We start from the raw sequence: 17,436 nt of genomic DNA on the forward strand, positions 1-17,436 counted from the left end.
ACCCTCAAAGGTTGTATTCAGGGGTCTATCCATGCGTTTCACATCTCTTGCTGTCATTGCCATGTCATTCGGGGTTTCGGTTTCCCAAGCAGCAGACATGCCGACAGAGGTTCTTCCTGTTGCACAATTCGGATCGCCGGAAAATCTACGCCTGAAACCCGCAGGCTGGACCGGTTTCAATGCCGTTCTGTTTGCCGGCGGTGGTTTTCTTCAGGGAAGCGATAGTCTTGGATTGGACGCCTTCTTCAGGTCAGCGCTTTTCGGAGGATCACTTGGATACGATCACCAGTTCAACAACATCGTGTTTGGTGCAGGCGTCGAGGGTGCGTTCACGAATTTTCGCGGCAACTCGAGCTCGGGCAATTTCAGGCAGAAATCCAATTGGCTCTCAAGTGCGACCGTTAGAATTGGCTACGATGCCGGCCGATTCATGCCGTACCTTTCCGGCGGCATCGGCTTCGGCAACTACGAAATTGAGCGCAAGAGCGATGGTGCCAGCGACGAGAACACTCAGGTCGGGTATGTTCTCGGTGGGGGACTTGAGGCGCGCATCACCGAAGGTCTCTTTGCGAGAGCCGATTACAAACACTACGAATTCAGCGACCAGCGTTACACCGTCCCGGGGACACAGAGTTTCACGGCTGAAGGTAACGCCGACATTTTCCAGCTCGGGGTTGGTTACCGCTTCTGATCAACCGACAACCGCTGCCTGATCACGCTTCCGGACGCAAACAAAGCTGATAGACACCTGTCAGGTTGCCCAGTGTTTCGTCGTTCGGATGCGTCAGAAATTCGTCGATGATCTCCCGCAAGGCAAGGTGCATCTGCCGATGCTGTCGCAGACGCCTGTAAGAGGAGCCAAGCTTGTAGATCTGGTCGATTTCTTCACGCGTGAACAGATCGAGACCGGCGATGCCAAGAACCACACCGAGATCGGCGTGAGTGCGACGGCAGAGATTATGTGCGACCAGAAATCCGAAAAGACCGGTCACGAACCTGTTTTCGAAAGAAAGTTGGTTGAAGTCGCGCCCGACAACAGCCAGCACGACCTTCATGATGACCACGGTCGCCTCGGCCGTAAACTCGGTCGGAGTGTTGGTGTCTCTGATTTCCAGATCGGTTTCTTCCAACAAGCCGGCAAGGCCGGCACGCAGGCGATCTTCCGTTTCTACGGCCCTCAGTTCGGAAATGAATTCCGGCTCCGCTGCAGTTCGACTTCCAAACAAACTTAGCATACCAGCGCCCTCCCAAGGGTGAGCCCACATAATAAATTGTAGCGCAAAGTTACCCTACGGCAAACAAGACAAAGCCTAAGGTTGAATTTTCATTCAATCAGTGATGCGCAACACATTTCGGGCGCTGGGGATGCCCGTTCGTTTAAGACCCTGCTTTCGGTATACCTTTGAAGGCTTCATCCCCCCACACGGCCTTTACTCGCGCATCGCGGCCACAAGCCTTGCGATAGCCTTTGTAGGCCTGCGCGCGCGTGACATAGCCAAACCTCGTCAGGGTGCGAACGTCACTCTTGTAATAGGCCTGATGGTAATCTTCTGCGGGCCAGAAGACGGCGGCGCCTTCGATCGGCGTCACGACCTTGCCGCCAAGGATCTTGTTGGCTTTATCGAGTTCCTGTTTAGCTTGTTTCGCCTGAGCATCGTCCAGCGGGTGTATGGCCGTTGAATACCCAAAGCCCCGATCGCAGAACTGACCGCCAGCATCTGTCACATCGACTGTGCGCAAAAAGATCGCGACAAGGTCCGCGTAGCTGATTTTGCTTTCGTCAAAATCGACTTTCACGACCTCGCGATGACCACCACGTTCATAATTCTTGTAAGTCGGGTTCTGTGTCTTGCCACCGGCATAACCGGACACCACGTCTCGTACACCAGGCAACTTTTCAAGATCAGATTCAACGCACCAAAAACACCCACCTGCGAAAACGGCTGTTCCAGCCTGTGCAGGCGCATAGTGTGCGGTGCCGAGCATCAAGGCGGCAAGAATAAGGGGCAGCTTGCGCTTCATCAGTAATCCTCCATCGGTTACCACAAAGAGGTAACGTAACGCAGGAGAGAGGCAACTCAACTCACATGACCCGCCCAGCACAAGACCGTGAGTGCCACGTGACGAAGTCGGATGGGTATCAATGGTGTTCAGGTCGCCGTGTTGCCAACGCGATCGACAAAAGGGCCGCAATAGCAAACGGGCGAGCCATATGGCCCGCCCGGGGTGCCTTTGAAATACCCTTTTCTATCGAGGGCAACGGCGTTTCAACCAGGTCTATGTTTGCTGTCCCGACCAATCGATACGTTGCGTCACGAACATCGTCACTGCCAGTGCAACGAACGCGATGACGGATCCGATCAGCAAAGCGTAGTCCTGCTCGCGCATGAGTGCGTACAAGACAGCGAAAATGCTCGCCAAAACCAGGAACATTACCATGCCGGCAACCTTGCTGCGCAGTGATGTGCCAACATAGGCAGCATTCAAGAAAGTCGCCGCCAGTGCCGCTATCAGATAGGCCAGCGCGTAGCCGACATGTTCCGCGAAGGCGAGCAGCATCACATAGAAGATGATCAAAGCCAGTCCGACCAGGCCATACTGGATCCAATGGAAGTGCCATCCGGACCGCATCTCGAGCACAAATACCGCCAGAAAAGTCAAGCTGATGAAACCGATGGCATATTTGAGCGATCTGGAAATCGTCTGATAAAAATCAACAGGTTCAACGAATTTCACACCCAGCATCTTGTCCTGAAGGGGCACCGAATTGGTAGTCAGAACTTTCGGAATGCCGCGAGCCAGATAGGGGATGGTCCAATTTGCATCAAATCCATTTTCAGAGATCTCACGTGTTTCGGGCAGGAATGCCCCCGTGAACCCAGGATGGGGCCAGTCTGACTTGAGAGCTACCTTGGTGGTTTGCCCGGCAGGCGCAACATAAATTGCCCTGGAGCCATTCAATTGCAACGGAATGTCGAAGGTAAACCCGTCTCGCCAAGTAGCGTGCGGAATGGCAACATTGATGCCTGACGGGTTTTGAGCACGGCCCGCCCGGTATTGCGGGTTCATCGCGAGCGAGCCCAGGCCCGGCTCGAATGGCAAAGACTGCACTCCATTCAGCTTCAGGCTGACTTCGCTTTTCAGCGCCCGGACATCGCCGATACCGATGGTTAGAACGGCCTGGTTGTAGGCAACGTTTATTGTCCCCCCATGCATGGCGCGGAACATATTGGTGGGACGCGCTGCAAAGCGACCACGCAACTGCAAACTCCCATGATAAACCGGCAGTGAATAGATCGACTTTTTGCGGTCCTCGACTCCAATGTCACCGCCAATCTCCAATACTTCTGGAAACAGGACAGCCGCGCGCTGCACAACCTTGGTTACGCTCTTGTCGTCAATCTCTTGCTGGTAAGTCTCGGTGTAGGGAACAACCAGATAAGGGCCGTTCACTTCCTGCGTACCACCCCAGGATTTTGCAATATCACGCGCGACCTCTTGCGCCCGATCGGCGCGCTCTTCAACGAGTACCCAGACAAAGACACTGGGTACCAAAAGCACCATCGTTACGAAGCCAATCAAAACAAATTTGACGGCAGGTGAGTTTAGAAATGATTTGGATTTGCCAAGACCGCCGTTTGAATGCGGCCTGGGACTATTCGCAGGTTCTGAATTGGTTGTGTCTGAACTATTCATACTATCGGAAACCCTCTGCAAGGCGGCGCCCGACCAGATCGGATGCCTTATCAACGCAAACAGGTTTCCATCCAATCCGGGGAAAGGTTGGACGCATTCAATGAGGTTTTTCGCATTGATTTTGCAGAAAGCGTGCAGCGTTCCACAAAGTCCGATCGGCTCCTGTGATACTCAAAACCACACGCAACAGGTTCGGTAGGGCCCTTCAGATGCACTTGCGCCGGATCTTCGCCGCACTTATGTCGAAGCAGTCGTTCACAAGATTTTGCAGGTCCCATGTTCCAAGCCGCTTCCAGAGCAATGTCTCAGGTTTTTGAACCTCCGTTTCGCTCAATTTTCTGGAAAATGCTCGGGTTTACACTTGGGGTCCTGCTGGTTGTCTGGATCACACTCCAGGGTCTGGTCGTCAACTTTGTCGAGTTGCCCTACGGATGGATGGACACAGCGCTTTCGATCCTGACCGGCATTGGCGCAATCTTCGCGCTTGGCTTTCTGATTGCGCCGATCTCGGCACTCTTTGCGGGCCTCTTTCAAGATGACATTGCCGACATTGTCGAGGCGCACGATTACCCTGGTGACCGTCCGGGCCGTGCACTGCCATTTGCACAATCAATCGGCCAGACCATCAAATTCACTGGCGTGGTCATTCTGGGGAACATATTTGCACTGCTTCTGCTGCTGGTTCCCGGCATCAATCTGATCGCGTTTTTCCTGGTGAACGGCTATCTGCTGGGACGGGAATTCTTCGAATTTGCAGCAATGCGCTTCATGCCTCCAGCCGAAGCAAAAGCATTCAGGAAAGCGCGGAGCGGAACCGTGTTCCTTGGTGGTCTGGTCATTGCCGGATTGTTGGCGGTGCCGATCCTAAACCTGGTGACGCCGATTTTTGCCACGATTTTCATGCTGCATCTCTTCAAGATGCTCGCAGCAAAGCAACCAGGTTACTCCAGTATCGATCAAACGAACTAACTGCTCTTTCCGAATGGTTACGCTGCCTCAATACTGATGGGCCTGCGATTTCTGGCGTGCTTTTTTGTCAGGCTTTTTGCTCACGGAATTTCTGTTCATCCGGCCGCGAACCTCTCCTTGTCTGAGTTTCCGGCAATTTTGACGGTTCCTCTCCGCAAACGCTTGCATCCGGCTCGCCAATCTGAAGAACTGCCTCTTCAAGCGGAAGGCAGATATGCAAAATCTTTTGACAGACATCGCGACAGCAGCAGCTTCCAACCCCGACAAGGGCAGCGTGGCAACCTATATTCCCGAACTTGCGGACATCGATCCCAAGCAATTTGGAATTAGCGTCGCGCTGGCAAACGGGGACGTGTTCTGTGCAGGCGATGCTGACACGCCCTTTTCGATTCAGTCCGTGTCCAAGGTTTTTGCACTGGCCCTTGCGCTTGGGCACGTCGGCGATCAGTTGTGGAACCGGGTTGGCCGCGAACCCTCCGGCCTGTCGTTCGATTCAATCTTGCTGCTCGAGCGGGAGGACGGAATTCCGCGCAATCCGTTTATCAATGCCGGAGCCCTGGTGACGACAGACACCTACCTGTCCGGATCGTCACCACGCGAAGCACTGGCCGCACTCTTGAGATTTATGCGCGCAGCTGCCGACGACGACAGCATCCACATCAATGAGGATGTCGCCAAATCGGAAATTGCGACAGGGCATCGAAACTTTTCGCTGGCCCACTATCTTGCGTCCCATGGCAACATGCGCAATCCCGTCGACAAGGTTCTCGGCACCTATTGCCATCAATGCGCGGTGGAAATGAGCTGCCGCCAACTGGCGCTCGCTGGACGTTTCCTGGTCGATTCTCCCGCCATGCCGACACTTGTCTCTTTCGAACGTCGCCGGCGAATCAATGCACTCATGATGACTTGCGGCCACTATGACGGCTCCGGCGACTTTGCCTTTCGAGTTGGAATGCCCGGCAAGAGTGGTGTCGGAGGCGGCATTCTGGTCATTTCTCCAGGGCGTGCAGCAATTGCCGTTTGGTCACCCGGGCTGAACCGCTATGGCAATTCCAAACTGGGTACGGAAGCCATGGAATCCTTTGCGCACAGCACGGGTTGGTCCGTTTTCGGAGTGCCCCATCCGGGCTGAGTATTCCACCTGATTGCGGTGACGCATTTAAACGACACAAACCGACATCGCACAAAAGATCCGGTTCCCGCCTGATCTCTTTCGTCGGTCACTTTTTGTCACCGTGTGAATTAAAACGATTCAGAAGTAGTCTCGGCTCGTTTTGGCCTTTAGGATATTTTGACGTTTGAAGGCGTTGGCGCTAGAACCCCTCTAGACAACGCTTTGATTTGCTTACGTTTGCGTAAACGTAAACTTGAGTGAAATGAGCTAAGGATGTCACGTTTGCCTGCGTCGCTCAGTTGCCAATGCGATGCGTATCCAAAAGGCCGATGACGCATTCTTAGCTCATGTCGCTCTTGCGTCGTACGGGAGAGGAATTCCATGTCGAACGCCGATCTGCGGGGCAACCGCCCGCTATCGCCCCATCTTCAGATTTATAAGCCTATTCTGACGATGGTCATGTCCATACTGCATCGTATCACCGGTGCAGCACTCTATTTCGGCACCATCCTTCTGGCATGGTGGCTCATTGCTGCAGCAGCCGGGCCGACCTATTTCGATTTCGTCAACGAGATTTACGGCTCAATCCTTGGCCGCCTGATCCTGTTCGGTTTCACCTGGGCGCTGGTTCATCACATGCTCGGTGGCCTTCGGCACTTTGTGTGGGATATGGGCGCTGGCTTTGGCAAGGACGCCCGTGAATGGCTCGCCAAGGCGACCATAGTTGGCTCTGTCTCGCTCACGCTGATCCTTTGGATCATCGGCTACATCGTTCGATAAAGGAGAGCGTCATGACAGATATGCGCACACCCTTGAACAAGGTTCGCGGACTCGGATCGGCAAAGGAAGGCACAGACCATTTCTGGAAGCAGCGCCTGACAGCTGTCGCCAACGTGTTTCTGATTTCATTCTTTGTGATCCTGGTGATTTCGATGCAGGGTGCAAGCCACGGCGATGTGATCGAAACGCTCAAGAACCCGCTTGTATCCATTATCCTCCTCCTGGTGATCCTATCCGGCGTCTATCACATGAAACTCGGTATGCAGGTCATCATCGAGGACTATGTGCATGGCGAAGGCGTCAAGTTCCTGGCGCTTATGGCAAACATCTTCTTTTGCGCCTTTATCGGCTTCGGCTGCATTTTTGCAGTTCTTAAAATTGGCTTTGGAGGCTGACCCGAATGGCCAACACGTATGAATTTATCGACCACAAATATGATGTGGTCGTTGTTGGTGCCGGTGGCGCAGGCCTGCGCGCAACTCTCGGCATGGCTGAACAGGGACTTCGCACCGCCTGTATCACCAAGGTTTTCCCAACACGCTCGCATACCGTTGCCGCACAGGGCGGCATCGCCGCGTCATTGACAAACATGACGCCGGACTGCTGGGAATGGCATATGTATGACACGGTCAAGGGTTCGGACTGGCTCGGGGACACCGATGCCATGGAGTACCTTGCCCGTGAAGCGCCCAAGGCGGTCTATGAACTTGAGCACTACGGCGTGCCATTCTCGCGAACCGAAGATGGGCGTATCTACCAGCGCCCGTTTGGCGGGCACATGCAGAATTACGGTGAAGGCCCTCCCGTGCAGCGCACCTGTGCGGCTGCCGACCGGACCGGCCATGCCATCCTGCACACGCTTTACGGCCAGTCTCTGCGCAACAACGCCGAGTTCTACATCGAGTATTTCGCGCTTGACCTAATCATGTCCGAGGACGGTGTTTGCCAGGGTGTGATCGCATGGAACCTCGACGACGGCACCATGCACCGCTTCTCAGCCAAGATGGTCGTGCTAGCGACCGGCGGCTACGGACGCGCTTATTTCTCAGCAACGTCTGCCCATACATGCACCGGCGACGGCGGCGGCATGGTGGCACGCGCGGGACTGCCGCTTCAGGATATGGAATTTGTGCAGTTCCACCCGACAGGGATCTACGGGTCCGGTTGCCTGATCACGGAAGGCGCCCGCGGTGAAGGCGGTTATCTCGTAAACTCCGAAGGTGAGCGCTTCATGGAGCGATATGCGCCTTCGGCCAAGGACTTGGCGTCGCGCGACGTTGTTTCACGCTGCATGACGATGGAGATCCGTGAAGGCCGCGGTGTTGGCAAGGACAACGATCACATCTTCCTGCATCTGGATCATCTGGATCCGGCGTTGCTGGCTGAACGTTTGCCGGGCATTTCGGAATCCGCGCGCATCTTTGCCGGTGTCGATGTCACCAAGGACCCGATCCCGGTCTTGCCAACCGTTCACTACAACATGGGTGGCATCCCGACCAATTATTGGGGTGAAGTTCTGAACGCGGATGGCGACAATCCGAACCGTATTCAGCAAGGTCTCATGGCTGTGGGAGAAGCAGGCTGCGCATCGGTTCACGGCGCCAACCGGCTTGGGTCCAACTCGCTTATCGACCTTGTGGTGTTCGGCCGTGCGGCTGCGATCAAGGCAGGTGAAGTCGTTGATCCGAAAGAAGCCGTTCCGACCCCGAGCGAAGCATCCTGCGACAAGATCATGGATCGTTTCGACACGCTACGGAACGCCAACGGGTCTATTGCTACGGCCGATCTTCGCGACAAGATGCAGCGTGCCATGCAGGAAGACGCTGCCGTCTTCCGGACGCAGGAAAGTCTTGAAGCCGGGTGCACTCGCCTGAGCGAGATCTGGGGCGAAATGAAAGACCTGAAAGTCACCGACCGGTCTTTGATCTGGAACTCCGATCTGGTGGAGACGCTGGAACTGGAAAATCTGATGGCCAACGCCATCACCACGGTCTATGGCGCGGAAGCCCGCAAGGAAAGCCGTGGTGCGCATGCGCGCGAGGACTTCAAGGACGGTCCTTTCTCCGGACGGAACGACGAAGAATGGCGCAAACACACCCTGGCATGGGTCAATGACGCGGGCGAGGTCAAACTGGACTACCGCCCTGTGGTTCTGGACCCGCTGACCACGCATGACGAAGGCGGGATCGACCCGAAGAAGATCGCGCCAAAGGCGCGCGTCTACTAAGGAAGCAGCACGTTGAGCGAGGCGGCAACTCTCCTGGACACAAGCAGTCCGTTCGGCACCTACAGGGCCGAGCGGCTGGTTCGTGCCGCCTGGCGTCTGGCCGACCGGCACGACCTGTCCCGGGGATTGCGCAAGCGTATTCGCGCCTTGGTCGCAAGGGTTTTCAAAGGACCTTATGACCTGGAGGCTGACGGCCTGAAATTCCGGATCTATCCGGGTGAGAACTACGACGACCGTAAGATACTGGCCAAGGGGCGGTTGCCCGAACGCGAAGAACACAAGCTGATCGAACCGTTGCTTGGACCCGGCAAAACATTCGTCGACGTTGGAGCAAATATCGGTTCCTACGCGATTTTTGCCGCTCGTCATGGATCCAAGGTTGTCGCGATAGAAGCCAACCCTCAAACGGCTTCCAAGCTCAGCTTCAATGTCTTCGCCAATGCTCTGGACGGTATCACGGTAATCAATTCAGCTGTCGGTCCGCGCGAAGACACGTTGCCGCTTTGGCATGAACCCAGCAATTGCGGGTTCGCCACCTTTGTGAAGGATTTGACCAGCGGCGAATGGGCTGGTGACTGGTCAAAGACCTTCGTCAAGGTCAGGCCGTTGACCGCTATCGCGGACGACCAGGGACTTGAGAGAATCGACCTCCTGAAAGTGGATGTTGAAGGGTTCGAAGACCGGGTGGTGCTCCCCTTCCTGAGGCACGCGGACAAGCCACTCTGGCCCCGCGTGATCCTGCTTGAAACGAATTGCCGGCCTTATTGGACCGAGGACTGTCTGAGCGAATTGGCAGACCGAGGGTACGAGATCACCGGCCAGACGAATGACAACATGGTCCTTGAGCTTAAAGAAGAAGCTTGAAGACACTCAGGCCCAGGACGCGAACCGGGCCCAACGCGGAGCAGTAACAAATGGTTCAGCTGACGCTTCCTCGGAACTCTCAGGTGACGGAAGGCAAGGTGTGGGACAAGCCGGAGGGGGCGACCAACCTGCGTGAATACCGCATCTATCGTTGGAATCCGGATGATGGACGCAACCCGCGTGTCGACACGTATTTTGTCGACGCGGACAATTGCGGGCCGATGGTTCTGGACGGACTTATCTATATCAAGAACAAGATCGACCCGACGCTGACATTCCGACGCTCCTGCCGTGAAGGCATCTGTGGTTCCTGCGCGATGAATATCGATGGCACCAACACCTTGGCCTGCACCAAGGGTACAGATGAAATTGCCGGAGATGTGGTCAAGATCTACCCGCTTCCACATATGGCAGTGGTCAAGGACCTGGTGCCGGACCTGACACGTTTCTATGCCCAGCACCGATCCATTGAACCCTGGCTGCAGACCGTTTCGCCAGCACCTGAAAAGGAATGGCGCCAATCCCATGAGGACCGCGTCAAGCTGGACGGCCTTTATGAGTGCATTCTGTGTGCTTGTTGCTCCACGTCGTGCCCGAGCTATTGGTGGAACGGTGACCGGTATCTCGGCCCGGCCATTCTGCTTCAGGCCTATCGCTGGCTGATTGACAGCCGCGATGAAGCAACAGGCGAGCGGCTCGACAATCTGGAAGACCCGTTCCGACTGTACCGTTGCCACACGATCATGAACTGCTCCCAAGCCTGCCCGAAAGGCTTGAACCCGGCAAAGGCAATCGCCGAAATCAAGAAAATGATGGTGGAACGGCGGGTCTGACCTTAGCTGACTACCTGAACTTTAAAGGCCGTCCAATGGACGGCCTTTTTGTTTGCGGACCACCGATGTTGTGTTGCGTCCTGCTCCGGTGAGCGAAAACCGCATTAGGGCGTTGATACGTTCCCATCGGAGCAATATTCAAGCCTTTATTCGATGAAGCTGTGATTGCAGTCACAGCAAAATTAGTCGTGTGCCGTGATAGTTAGTCACTGCTTAGAAAAACGTCAAAATACTTATAATTCAGATAGTTACGCCAGCCTCGTCAAAGCAGACACTTGATGTGGGCCAAATTGTTCCAGCAAACCACTCAAGGCTGAAACCCATGCAGGAATTTTGGAAACATCCCGCACTGTCCTATCTGCAAACCTCGTTCTTTCAACACCACTCGAATATGTACCCCGCAGATTATGGCAGTCATTACAAGTCTTTGCCTGTCCCCGTCGGCAGCTCGGTTATTCGGGTGGCGGTGAATGGATACCGATCCAACTACACGAGTGCACGCAAAGCCGAATGCAACGCGCTTCTCAGGGTTGTCCGAAAATTCTGCGACCAGCCAGGAAGCGCCTATCAACAAGCAGGAGAATGGACCCGCACCTGTCAGGCCCGCGTCGTCTCCTGTTTTGCTGGCCAGGGCTTGCCGGAGGAAATTTCCCTGCTGTGTTGCCTCGCTGTCGAAAGCAAATTCAAAACTATTGGCGAGTTGCCGCAATGGGCCTGGGCAAATTTCGGCATGGACTGCGTCGGCTTCGTCAGTAGCTATCTGATCGCTCTCGGCCAATTTCAAAAGATGGTGACATATATTCCGAAGTACAAATTCATTGCCGATGTTGCCAGATCCGTCGATGATATCAAGTATGACAACGCCATCCTTTGGGCCGATGTTGAAGGCGGTAATGCGAAGGTTCGTCGAAATCCCGGGAACAAGTCACACATCGCTATCGTGGAGTGCTGGGAACAATACGGCAGCACCCTCTACGTGGCGCAATCGGCCAGTTCAAAGAAGGGTGTCGACTTTGACCGGGTTTATGAAATTGTGCAGGAGCCCAAGTCCAGCCAACGGGACCGCGCCTATTGGAAAATCCGCCCGAAGGGATCCTATACGACCAGCAAAGTGGTGATTACAAAATCCATTCCGATTTTTGCCGGCTCAAACTGATTGAATACGCCGAGAACTACTCTCGCCAGTCCCATTTGCCTTTGAGATCGGATTTGTCGATCGCCAGTCCGGCGATTTCACCGTGCGTGTCGGTTGAGACCTTGACGTATTCCCTGGACTGCCAGACCGGATAGCCCCCCTTGATGATATCAACACCGATCTTGATCGTCTTGTAGTCGAGATCCCGCTTGGCGACCGAGCCACCAATGGCATAGCCTTGCTCGTAGACACCGGCTGTTTGAGAGTTTGTCAGAACCAATCCGAACCCGATGGTCCGGCCTTGGCGGCTGGGGATCATGGCAGCTGTCGTTCTTGAAGACGCCTTCATTCGTCCCAGTTGCACCGTCGCTGGCAAAAGCTCTCCCGTTCGGTCCTTCTTGGTGATGTTCCGCGGATCTTTCGGATTAGACCCGCTGAATTTGACTTCTTCCTGCTTGAAACGGATCCGAGGATCATATCCCCATTCATCAATGCGTATGGCCACGTTGAAGTCAGTGCCGTCCGGTTCTGGAATGCCTTCGATCTGCAAGATGAGTTCATTGCCCGAGGATGGCGTCAAGCGCCATTTGGGCTTTGCGTAATACCAAGCGTTTTGTGTGCCAAACGGGATCAGCTTTGTCTTTTCGTACCAGAACCCGACACCTGCTCCAAGACTCGGAAGGCACGGAAAAATGTAGTACTTCTGAGGATCGCGATTTTTCAGATAATCCTTGTCGAGTATGTTTTCCGACTCGCCAACAAGGATGTTGAACGCGGTCTTGAATTCGTTCGAACCCGCGATCTGCTCGATGTTTTCCTGGTTCTTTAAGTAAGCACTGATGATGGGCCTGAGCTTAGGCATCAAGGTGGTGAGGCCTGCAGCCATTTCGACTTTCTTTTTTGAAATCCACTCCGTACCCAGCGACGCTTGCCAGTCATAACCACCATCGCTGAGACTCAGCGACTTGAAGTGTTCGAAATCTCGAACACCGCGCATAAAAACAAGCGAGGGTGCGTCGAGATGCGCTTGAGCCATTGCACCCACTCTTGCGCCGACGATCAGCGCATCCAGCCGGTCCCGTTTTCCTGAAAGGCTCCACAGGGCGCATGCCGTCCCCGAGCCGCCGAGGATAAATGAAGCGTTTGCACCACCGACCGTAAATCCGGCCCAAACATCCGCGAATGTGTTTTTGCTCACCAAGAAACCTCAAAAAATGATCACCAGATCTGCCAGAAAACTCTGGCATGCTCCTCACAAGAAAAAGTAGAGAAAAATCCACTTAAACCTTATGCGTGGAGTGAAATCAGAAGTAACAGCCTTTCAATAACAACAGACTTCCACTCATCAGGCGTTAATACTGAAAAAAGATCAGATTTCGCGCCGAAACACAAGCCTCCAAGACACCGATAAAAATTGTAACTGAAGAGAAAATCTTAAAATCCTGGACAAAAAATCGTGAATACAGCCTGGTTGCTCCAGTTGTCTTTCACGCTGCTCAATAATGCAGCTTCGATTTTTTTGATTGCACGCTGATAACAGCTATTTTGGACACGAAAGCCGGGCCTCCGGACAGGACGAATGACAGCTGGAGAAAGCCCGCATATTTCAGAATTGCGTTCGGGCCTTCAGCGCCTGTGCAAGTGTACCTTCATCCAGATAATCGAGTTCCCCACCAACCGGCACTCCGTGTGCCAACCTGGTGACATTGACCTCAAGATGTGAAAGCTGATCCATGATGTAGTGGGCTGTCGTCTGGCCCTCAACCGTTGCGTTGATCGCAAGGATGATTTCGCTCAACGGCTCATTTGTGCAGCGATCTATCAGGGTCGCCAGGTTGAGATCGTCCGGACCGACCCCGTCAAGCGGAGAGAGAGTGCCGCCAAGTACATGGTAGCGGGCGTTGACAGCTCCGGCGCGTTCCAGAGCCCACAGGTCTGCAACATCTTCGACAACGACCAGAACCGACTGATCGCGTTTGGGATCGGCGCAGATAGTGCAGGGATCCGACGTGTCGACCGTTCCGCATGTGCTGCAAATACCGATTTCGCTGACCGCGACACCCATGGCCTCTGCCAGCGGGACCAACAGCTGGTCCTTTTTCTTGATGAGATGAAGTGCAGCGCGGCGCGCCGATCGTGGTCCGAGGCCCGGCAGTTTTGCGAGCAGCTGAATCAGCCGCTCGATTTCCGGCCCCGCGACACTTTTCTGCGCCATGTGATGCCCGCCCGTTTCTTAGAACGGCAGCTTCATGTCGGCGGGCAAACCCAGTCCACCCATGAGCTCTTGGGTTTTTTCCTGAATCAGGATCTCAACCTTGGCTTTGGCTTCCGTGTGAGCTGCCATGATCAGATCTTCCAGAATTTCAGCTTCTTCTTCCTTCAACATCGACGGATCGATCTTCAGGCCTTTGAGCTCACCCTTCCCGTTGAGTGTCACAGTGACAAGGCCGCCGCCGGACGAGGCCACCGCCTCAATGTCGACGATCTGCTCTTGCAGGGAACCCATCTGTTCCTGCATCTGCTTGGCCTGTTTCATCATCTTGAGGAAGTCCACGGGATCTCTCCTTGAATAAGCATGTGCGCCGAACCGGCGACCTTCATTTGACGATAGCGTTTAGAAGAACGTTCAATGAATTACCAGCCCCAACTCTCTGCCCACATATCGGCTGGAGTGTGGGCAGCATCAAGTCCGGGGATGCTTCACTGATCCGCTTTTACCTGCATTCGAGCAACCCGAAACAGCTTCTACGCCTCCTTGAAACAAAGATAGAAAATCCTCGCAATGAGATAGAGCGCAACGAAGAAGAAAACACTGATAATCGTCAGTACAACGAGGAATTTGGTGAAGTCGTCGATGCCGCTTTTGGAAATGACAAACATGGACAGGAACGTGACGAACCCGGTCACGAAGAAGAAGATGAAATTCCATTTGATCTTCTGATCTCTCACCGTTTTGGCCGCGAGATCATCGGTTCCGTCAATCGTCTTCGTCATCGCCGAGCGCCTCGCCTAAAAGGGGGTCTGAAACCATCGGATCTGCCAGAGCAGCTTCGTCCTCTTCCGATACCTGTACCTTCACGTCGACGACCTTGGCCCCGGGAAAAGCTGATAGCAAGGCCGCGACGGTTGGATGAGACTTGGCGTCCGACAGCAGTTGTTGCTGGTTGGCTTCCTGCTCTTCATGAATGGTTGGACGGCCCTGATTGCGGGAGACAACCACGAACCATCTCTGGCCAGTCCATTCCAGCAACTTTCGACCGAATTCGCCCGCGATATCGGCAGGTGCATCTTCTGTGGGTTGAATTTCGATCTTGCCCGGTTCGAACTTGACCAACCGCATCTGACGCTGGATGGCGACCTTCATCGGAATATCGCGTTTTTCCGACGCCAGCGCGACACAGTCATGCAGGTTTTTCAGGCTGTAAGCAGGCTCTGCCTGTACCTGTGGCTCGGGGGCAGCCATTGGCTGCGTGTCGGACTTCGGCATACCGCCTTCGATTGCGGCAAGTTGAGGCCGCCCCAAGGCTTGTACCGGCCTTGCCTGCATGGTGGGCCCGCTTCCGGCAGGTCCTGAACCATGTGAGGCTGCAACGGCCATCGCCGTTCCACCACCGCCGCCCGGGTCGCCGCTACCTCCCGAAGGAGCTGTGCCTCTGGGAGCGGCCGCACCCGCGAGCGGATTTTGCCCATTCTTGATCTGCGCCATCAGGTCGCCTGGATCCGGCAGGTCGACAGCATAGGCCAATCGTACAAGAACCATGTCTGCGGCTGCCAATGGCTTCGACGCCGCCTGTACTTCCTGCACGCCTTTCAGCAGGATCTGCCAGGCGCGGGACAATAGCCGCACGGAAATCTTTTCAGCAAATTCACGGCCACGCGCACGCTCTGCTTCTGTCACCGAAGCTTCGTCCGCGGCCTTTGGCGCCACCTTCATGCGCGTCACCAGATGGGTAAAATCAGCCAGATCCGTCAGGACGATGGCCGGGTCCGCACCGACATCATACTGCGCTTGAAGTTCTGCAAGCGCCTTTTCAATGTCGCCGCTCATCAAGTGCCCGAAGAGGTCAATAACTCTTGCCCGGTCGGCCAGACCAAGCATCTGCCGCAGATCACCGGCTTCGATTGCGCCCCCACCATGCGCCATCGCCTGATCCAGCAAAGATAGCGAATCGCGAGCAGACCCCTCACCTGCTCTGGCGATCAGCATCAATGCCTCATCCGAGATCTGAATGCCTTCCGCGTCGGAGATCCGCTTCAGGAGGCCAATAAGTTTCGACTGATCGATCCGGCGCAAATCAAAGCGCTGACACCGGGAGAGAACCGTGATCGGAACTTTGCGAATCTCGGTGGTCGCAAAAATGAACTTCACGTGCTCCGGCGGTTCTTCAAGGGTCTTGAGCAGACCGTTGAAAGCCGCATTGGACAGCATGTGCACTTCGTCGATGATGTAGACTTTGTAACGCGCTGTGGCTGGACGGTATCGGGAGGCGTCAATGATTTCGCGAATGTCGTTGATGCCGGTATGGGACGCGGCATCCATCTCGATCACATCTACATGGCGTCCTTCCATAATCGCCTTGCAATGGGTGCCTTCCTGATCGAGCTTGACTGTCGGCCGGTCGGCGACACCCGGCACCTCATAGTTCAGCCCCCGCGCCAGAATGCGCGCTGTTGTCGTTTTTCCGACCCCCCGCACACCTGTCAGCATCCAGGCTTGGGCAATCCGGCCTGTATCAAACGCGTTTTCCAGCGTTTGAACCATTGGCTCCTGACCAACCAGATCCTCAAAGGTCTTGGGTCGATACTTTCGCGCAAGCACACGATAAGCGCCATCCTGGGTGGCGGGTTGCACCACACTGCTGTCGCTGATCAGACCGGGAGCTTCGCTGGCTCCCTCTTCCGGAAAACCTGTCTCATCCATGAGCCGCACAATAGCGACTTTTTCGCAAATATGGACGGCTTATTAAAAAGATTTCTGTGTGTGAAGGTCGCACCTCACGTCAAGCCAACTTGATGGTGGGTTCAAGCGTTGAAACGGTCCGGCATCAGGAAAACGGTCCTGGCACTTCTGCTGTTCAAACGGTCTGGCGAGTACCAGTTTCCCATCACGGACCTGGACATTAGATCAGTGTTTTTCTCCATGAATTCACCAAAGGTTTCATGGGTGGTTGACGCCATTCGCTCTGACAGAAGGCTCAAGAAGGCGAGCGTAACGGTCAGATTGAACTTGTCCGGCGCACCTGCCTTGCCGGCAATCCCCTGTAGGGCCCTGCAATAGGTGCGCGCTGCGTCCAAAAAATCGTATCTCTGCAAAATCTGGCAGGCGACACCAATGTGGTCGACGTGGCTGAAGCCGCGTGCATCGAGTGTTTCCGCCTCAAAACAATCAGCCAGTAGCCGATAGTCCCTATCTGTCACCACGTGCCTCTTCCTTTAATTTGTGGCTGTCCTCTGCCGAAAGCTCCAGGTCGTAGACGTTTTTAAGCTGTTCGATTTTGCCGAGTGTTTCTGCTGAGAAGGGCGGTTCGTTTTCAAAGCAATGGAGCGCCATGCCTTCAATCAGATCCCCCAATGAAATATCAAGATGTTCCGCAAGGCCTTTTAGAACCTTGAGAAGCCTCTTTTCCAGACGAACACCTGTCTGGACGCGTTCGATTTTTTTGTTCATTTGTTATTTTGGTACCAAGGTACACATGTTGTCAACATGCCTCATACACCGCTTGAGCGTGAACTTGCAGAAATGATGGGGGACCAAGGAAGACCAGGCACAAAAAAACACCGCTCCAAAGGGCGGTGTTGCCTGCAGCCATCTTGT

Annotated in this window: 19 protein-coding genes; 9 read left to right on the forward strand and 10 right to left on the reverse strand. The window is 54.6% G+C overall.

Features of this window, described 5'->3' with window-relative positions:
• Nucleotides 1-31 precede the first annotated feature (31 nt).
• Nucleotides 32-691 carry an outer membrane protein gene (locus K1718_RS26710; protein ID WP_265680230.1) on the forward strand — a complete coding sequence of 220 codons (660 nt, stop codon included), beginning with the start codon at nt 32-34 and terminating at the stop codon, nt 689-691.
• Between the two features lie 22 nt (nt 692-713).
• On the opposite strand, the gene K1718_RS26715 is transcribed toward K1718_RS26710, so the two are convergent.
• The 3 genes from K1718_RS26715 to creD form a co-directional block, all read right to left on the reverse strand.
• A complete protein-coding gene (locus tag K1718_RS26715; protein WP_152503967.1) occupies nt 714-1,235 on the reverse strand; it encodes a hypothetical protein in 522 nt (173 codons plus the stop codon).
• A gap of 142 nt (nt 1,236-1,377) precedes the next feature.
• Nucleotides 1,378-1,986 carry a peptide-methionine (S)-S-oxide reductase MsrA gene (gene msrA, locus K1718_RS26720; protein ID WP_371419599.1) on the reverse strand — a complete coding sequence of 203 codons (609 nt, stop codon included), beginning with the start codon at nt 1,984-1,986 and terminating at the stop codon, nt 1,378-1,380.
• A 291-nt stretch (nt 1,987-2,277) separates the two neighbouring features.
• On the reverse strand, nt 2,278-3,564 hold the full coding sequence (gene creD / locus K1718_RS26725) for a cell envelope integrity protein CreD (RefSeq protein WP_285806047.1): 1,287 nt from the start codon (nt 3,562-3,564) through the stop codon (nt 2,278-2,280).
• 408 nt (nt 3,565-3,972) lie between these two features.
• Between creD and K1718_RS26730 the strand changes: the two genes are divergently transcribed.
• The 8 genes from K1718_RS26730 (at nt 3,973) to K1718_RS26765 (ending at nt 11,642) form a co-directional block, all read left to right on the forward strand.
• On the forward strand, nt 3,973-4,665 hold the full coding sequence (locus tag K1718_RS26730; RefSeq protein WP_152503970.1) for a sulfate transporter family protein: 693 nt from the start codon (nt 3,973-3,975) through the stop codon (nt 4,663-4,665).
• Nucleotides 4,666-4,879: 214 nt separating this feature from the next.
• Complete coding sequence (locus K1718_RS26735; protein ID WP_152503971.1) at nt 4,880-5,800, forward strand: glutaminase; 921 nt, start codon at nt 4,880-4,882, stop codon at nt 5,798-5,800.
• Nucleotides 5,801-6,163: 363 nt separating this feature from the next.
• The gene (gene sdhC, locus K1718_RS26740; RefSeq protein ID WP_152503972.1) at nt 6,164-6,562 is read left to right on the forward strand and encodes a succinate dehydrogenase, cytochrome b556 subunit; all 399 of its coding nucleotides are present in this window, start codon (nt 6,164-6,166) and stop codon (nt 6,560-6,562) included.
• Between the two features lie 11 nt (nt 6,563-6,573).
• Complete coding sequence (gene sdhD, locus K1718_RS26745) at nt 6,574-6,957, forward strand: succinate dehydrogenase, hydrophobic membrane anchor protein (protein ID WP_152503973.1); 384 nt, start codon at nt 6,574-6,576, stop codon at nt 6,955-6,957.
• A gap of 5 nt (nt 6,958-6,962) precedes the next feature.
• Nucleotides 6,963-8,789 (forward strand): succinate dehydrogenase flavoprotein subunit, encoded by a 1,827-nt coding sequence (gene sdhA, locus K1718_RS26750; RefSeq protein ID WP_152503974.1) that lies wholly within the window; start codon nt 6,963-6,965, stop codon nt 8,787-8,789.
• Between the two features lie 12 nt (nt 8,790-8,801).
• A complete protein-coding gene (locus K1718_RS26755; protein ID WP_265680227.1) occupies nt 8,802-9,653 on the forward strand; it encodes an FkbM family methyltransferase in 852 nt (283 codons plus the stop codon).
• A 50-nt stretch (nt 9,654-9,703) separates the two neighbouring features.
• On the forward strand, nt 9,704-10,486 hold the full coding sequence (locus K1718_RS26760; protein WP_152503975.1) for a succinate dehydrogenase iron-sulfur subunit: 783 nt from the start codon (nt 9,704-9,706) through the stop codon (nt 10,484-10,486).
• 322 nt (nt 10,487-10,808) lie between these two features.
• Nucleotides 10,809-11,642, forward strand: a complete 834-nt coding sequence (locus K1718_RS26765; protein ID WP_265680226.1) for a hypothetical protein — start codon at nt 10,809-10,811, stop codon at nt 11,640-11,642.
• Nucleotides 11,643-11,658: 16 nt separating this feature from the next.
• On the opposite strand, the gene K1718_RS26770 is transcribed toward K1718_RS26765, so the two are convergent.
• From K1718_RS26770 to K1718_RS26800, 7 genes are all read right to left on the reverse strand, one after another.
• Nucleotides 11,659-12,819, reverse strand: coding sequence for a hypothetical protein (locus K1718_RS26770; RefSeq protein ID WP_152503977.1), 1,161 nt, complete (start codon nt 12,817-12,819; stop codon nt 11,659-11,661).
• Nucleotides 12,820-13,227: 408 nt separating this feature from the next.
• A complete protein-coding gene (gene recR / locus K1718_RS26775) occupies nt 13,228-13,836 on the reverse strand; it encodes a recombination mediator RecR (RefSeq protein ID WP_152503978.1) in 609 nt (202 codons plus the stop codon).
• 18 nt (nt 13,837-13,854) lie between these two features.
• A complete protein-coding gene (locus K1718_RS26780) occupies nt 13,855-14,160 on the reverse strand; it encodes a YbaB/EbfC family nucleoid-associated protein (protein WP_265682458.1) in 306 nt (101 codons plus the stop codon).
• A 206-nt stretch (nt 14,161-14,366) separates the two neighbouring features.
• Entirely contained in the window at nt 14,367-14,615 is a 249-nt protein-coding gene (locus K1718_RS26785; protein WP_152503980.1) for a hypothetical protein, read from the reverse strand.
• On the reverse strand, nt 14,599-16,542 hold the full coding sequence (locus K1718_RS26790) for a DNA polymerase III subunit gamma/tau (RefSeq protein ID WP_265680225.1): 1,944 nt from the start codon (nt 16,540-16,542) through the stop codon (nt 14,599-14,601). Before K1718_RS26790 ends, K1718_RS26785 begins: the two co-directional genes overlap by 17 nt.
• A 101-nt stretch (nt 16,543-16,643) precedes the next feature.
• On the reverse strand, nt 16,644-17,042 hold the full coding sequence (locus K1718_RS26795; protein WP_173006206.1) for a hypothetical protein: 399 nt from the start codon (nt 17,040-17,042) through the stop codon (nt 16,644-16,646).
• The gene (locus K1718_RS26800; RefSeq protein ID WP_265680224.1) at nt 17,029-17,289 is read right to left on the reverse strand and encodes a hypothetical protein; all 261 of its coding nucleotides are present in this window, start codon (nt 17,287-17,289) and stop codon (nt 17,029-17,031) included. Before K1718_RS26800 ends, K1718_RS26795 begins: the two co-directional genes overlap by 14 nt.
• Nucleotides 17,290-17,436 lie beyond the last annotated feature (147 nt).

Source organism: Roseibium porphyridii, from assembly GCF_026191725.2.
Taxonomy (GTDB): Bacteria; Pseudomonadota; Alphaproteobacteria; order Rhizobiales; family Stappiaceae; genus Roseibium; species Roseibium porphyridii.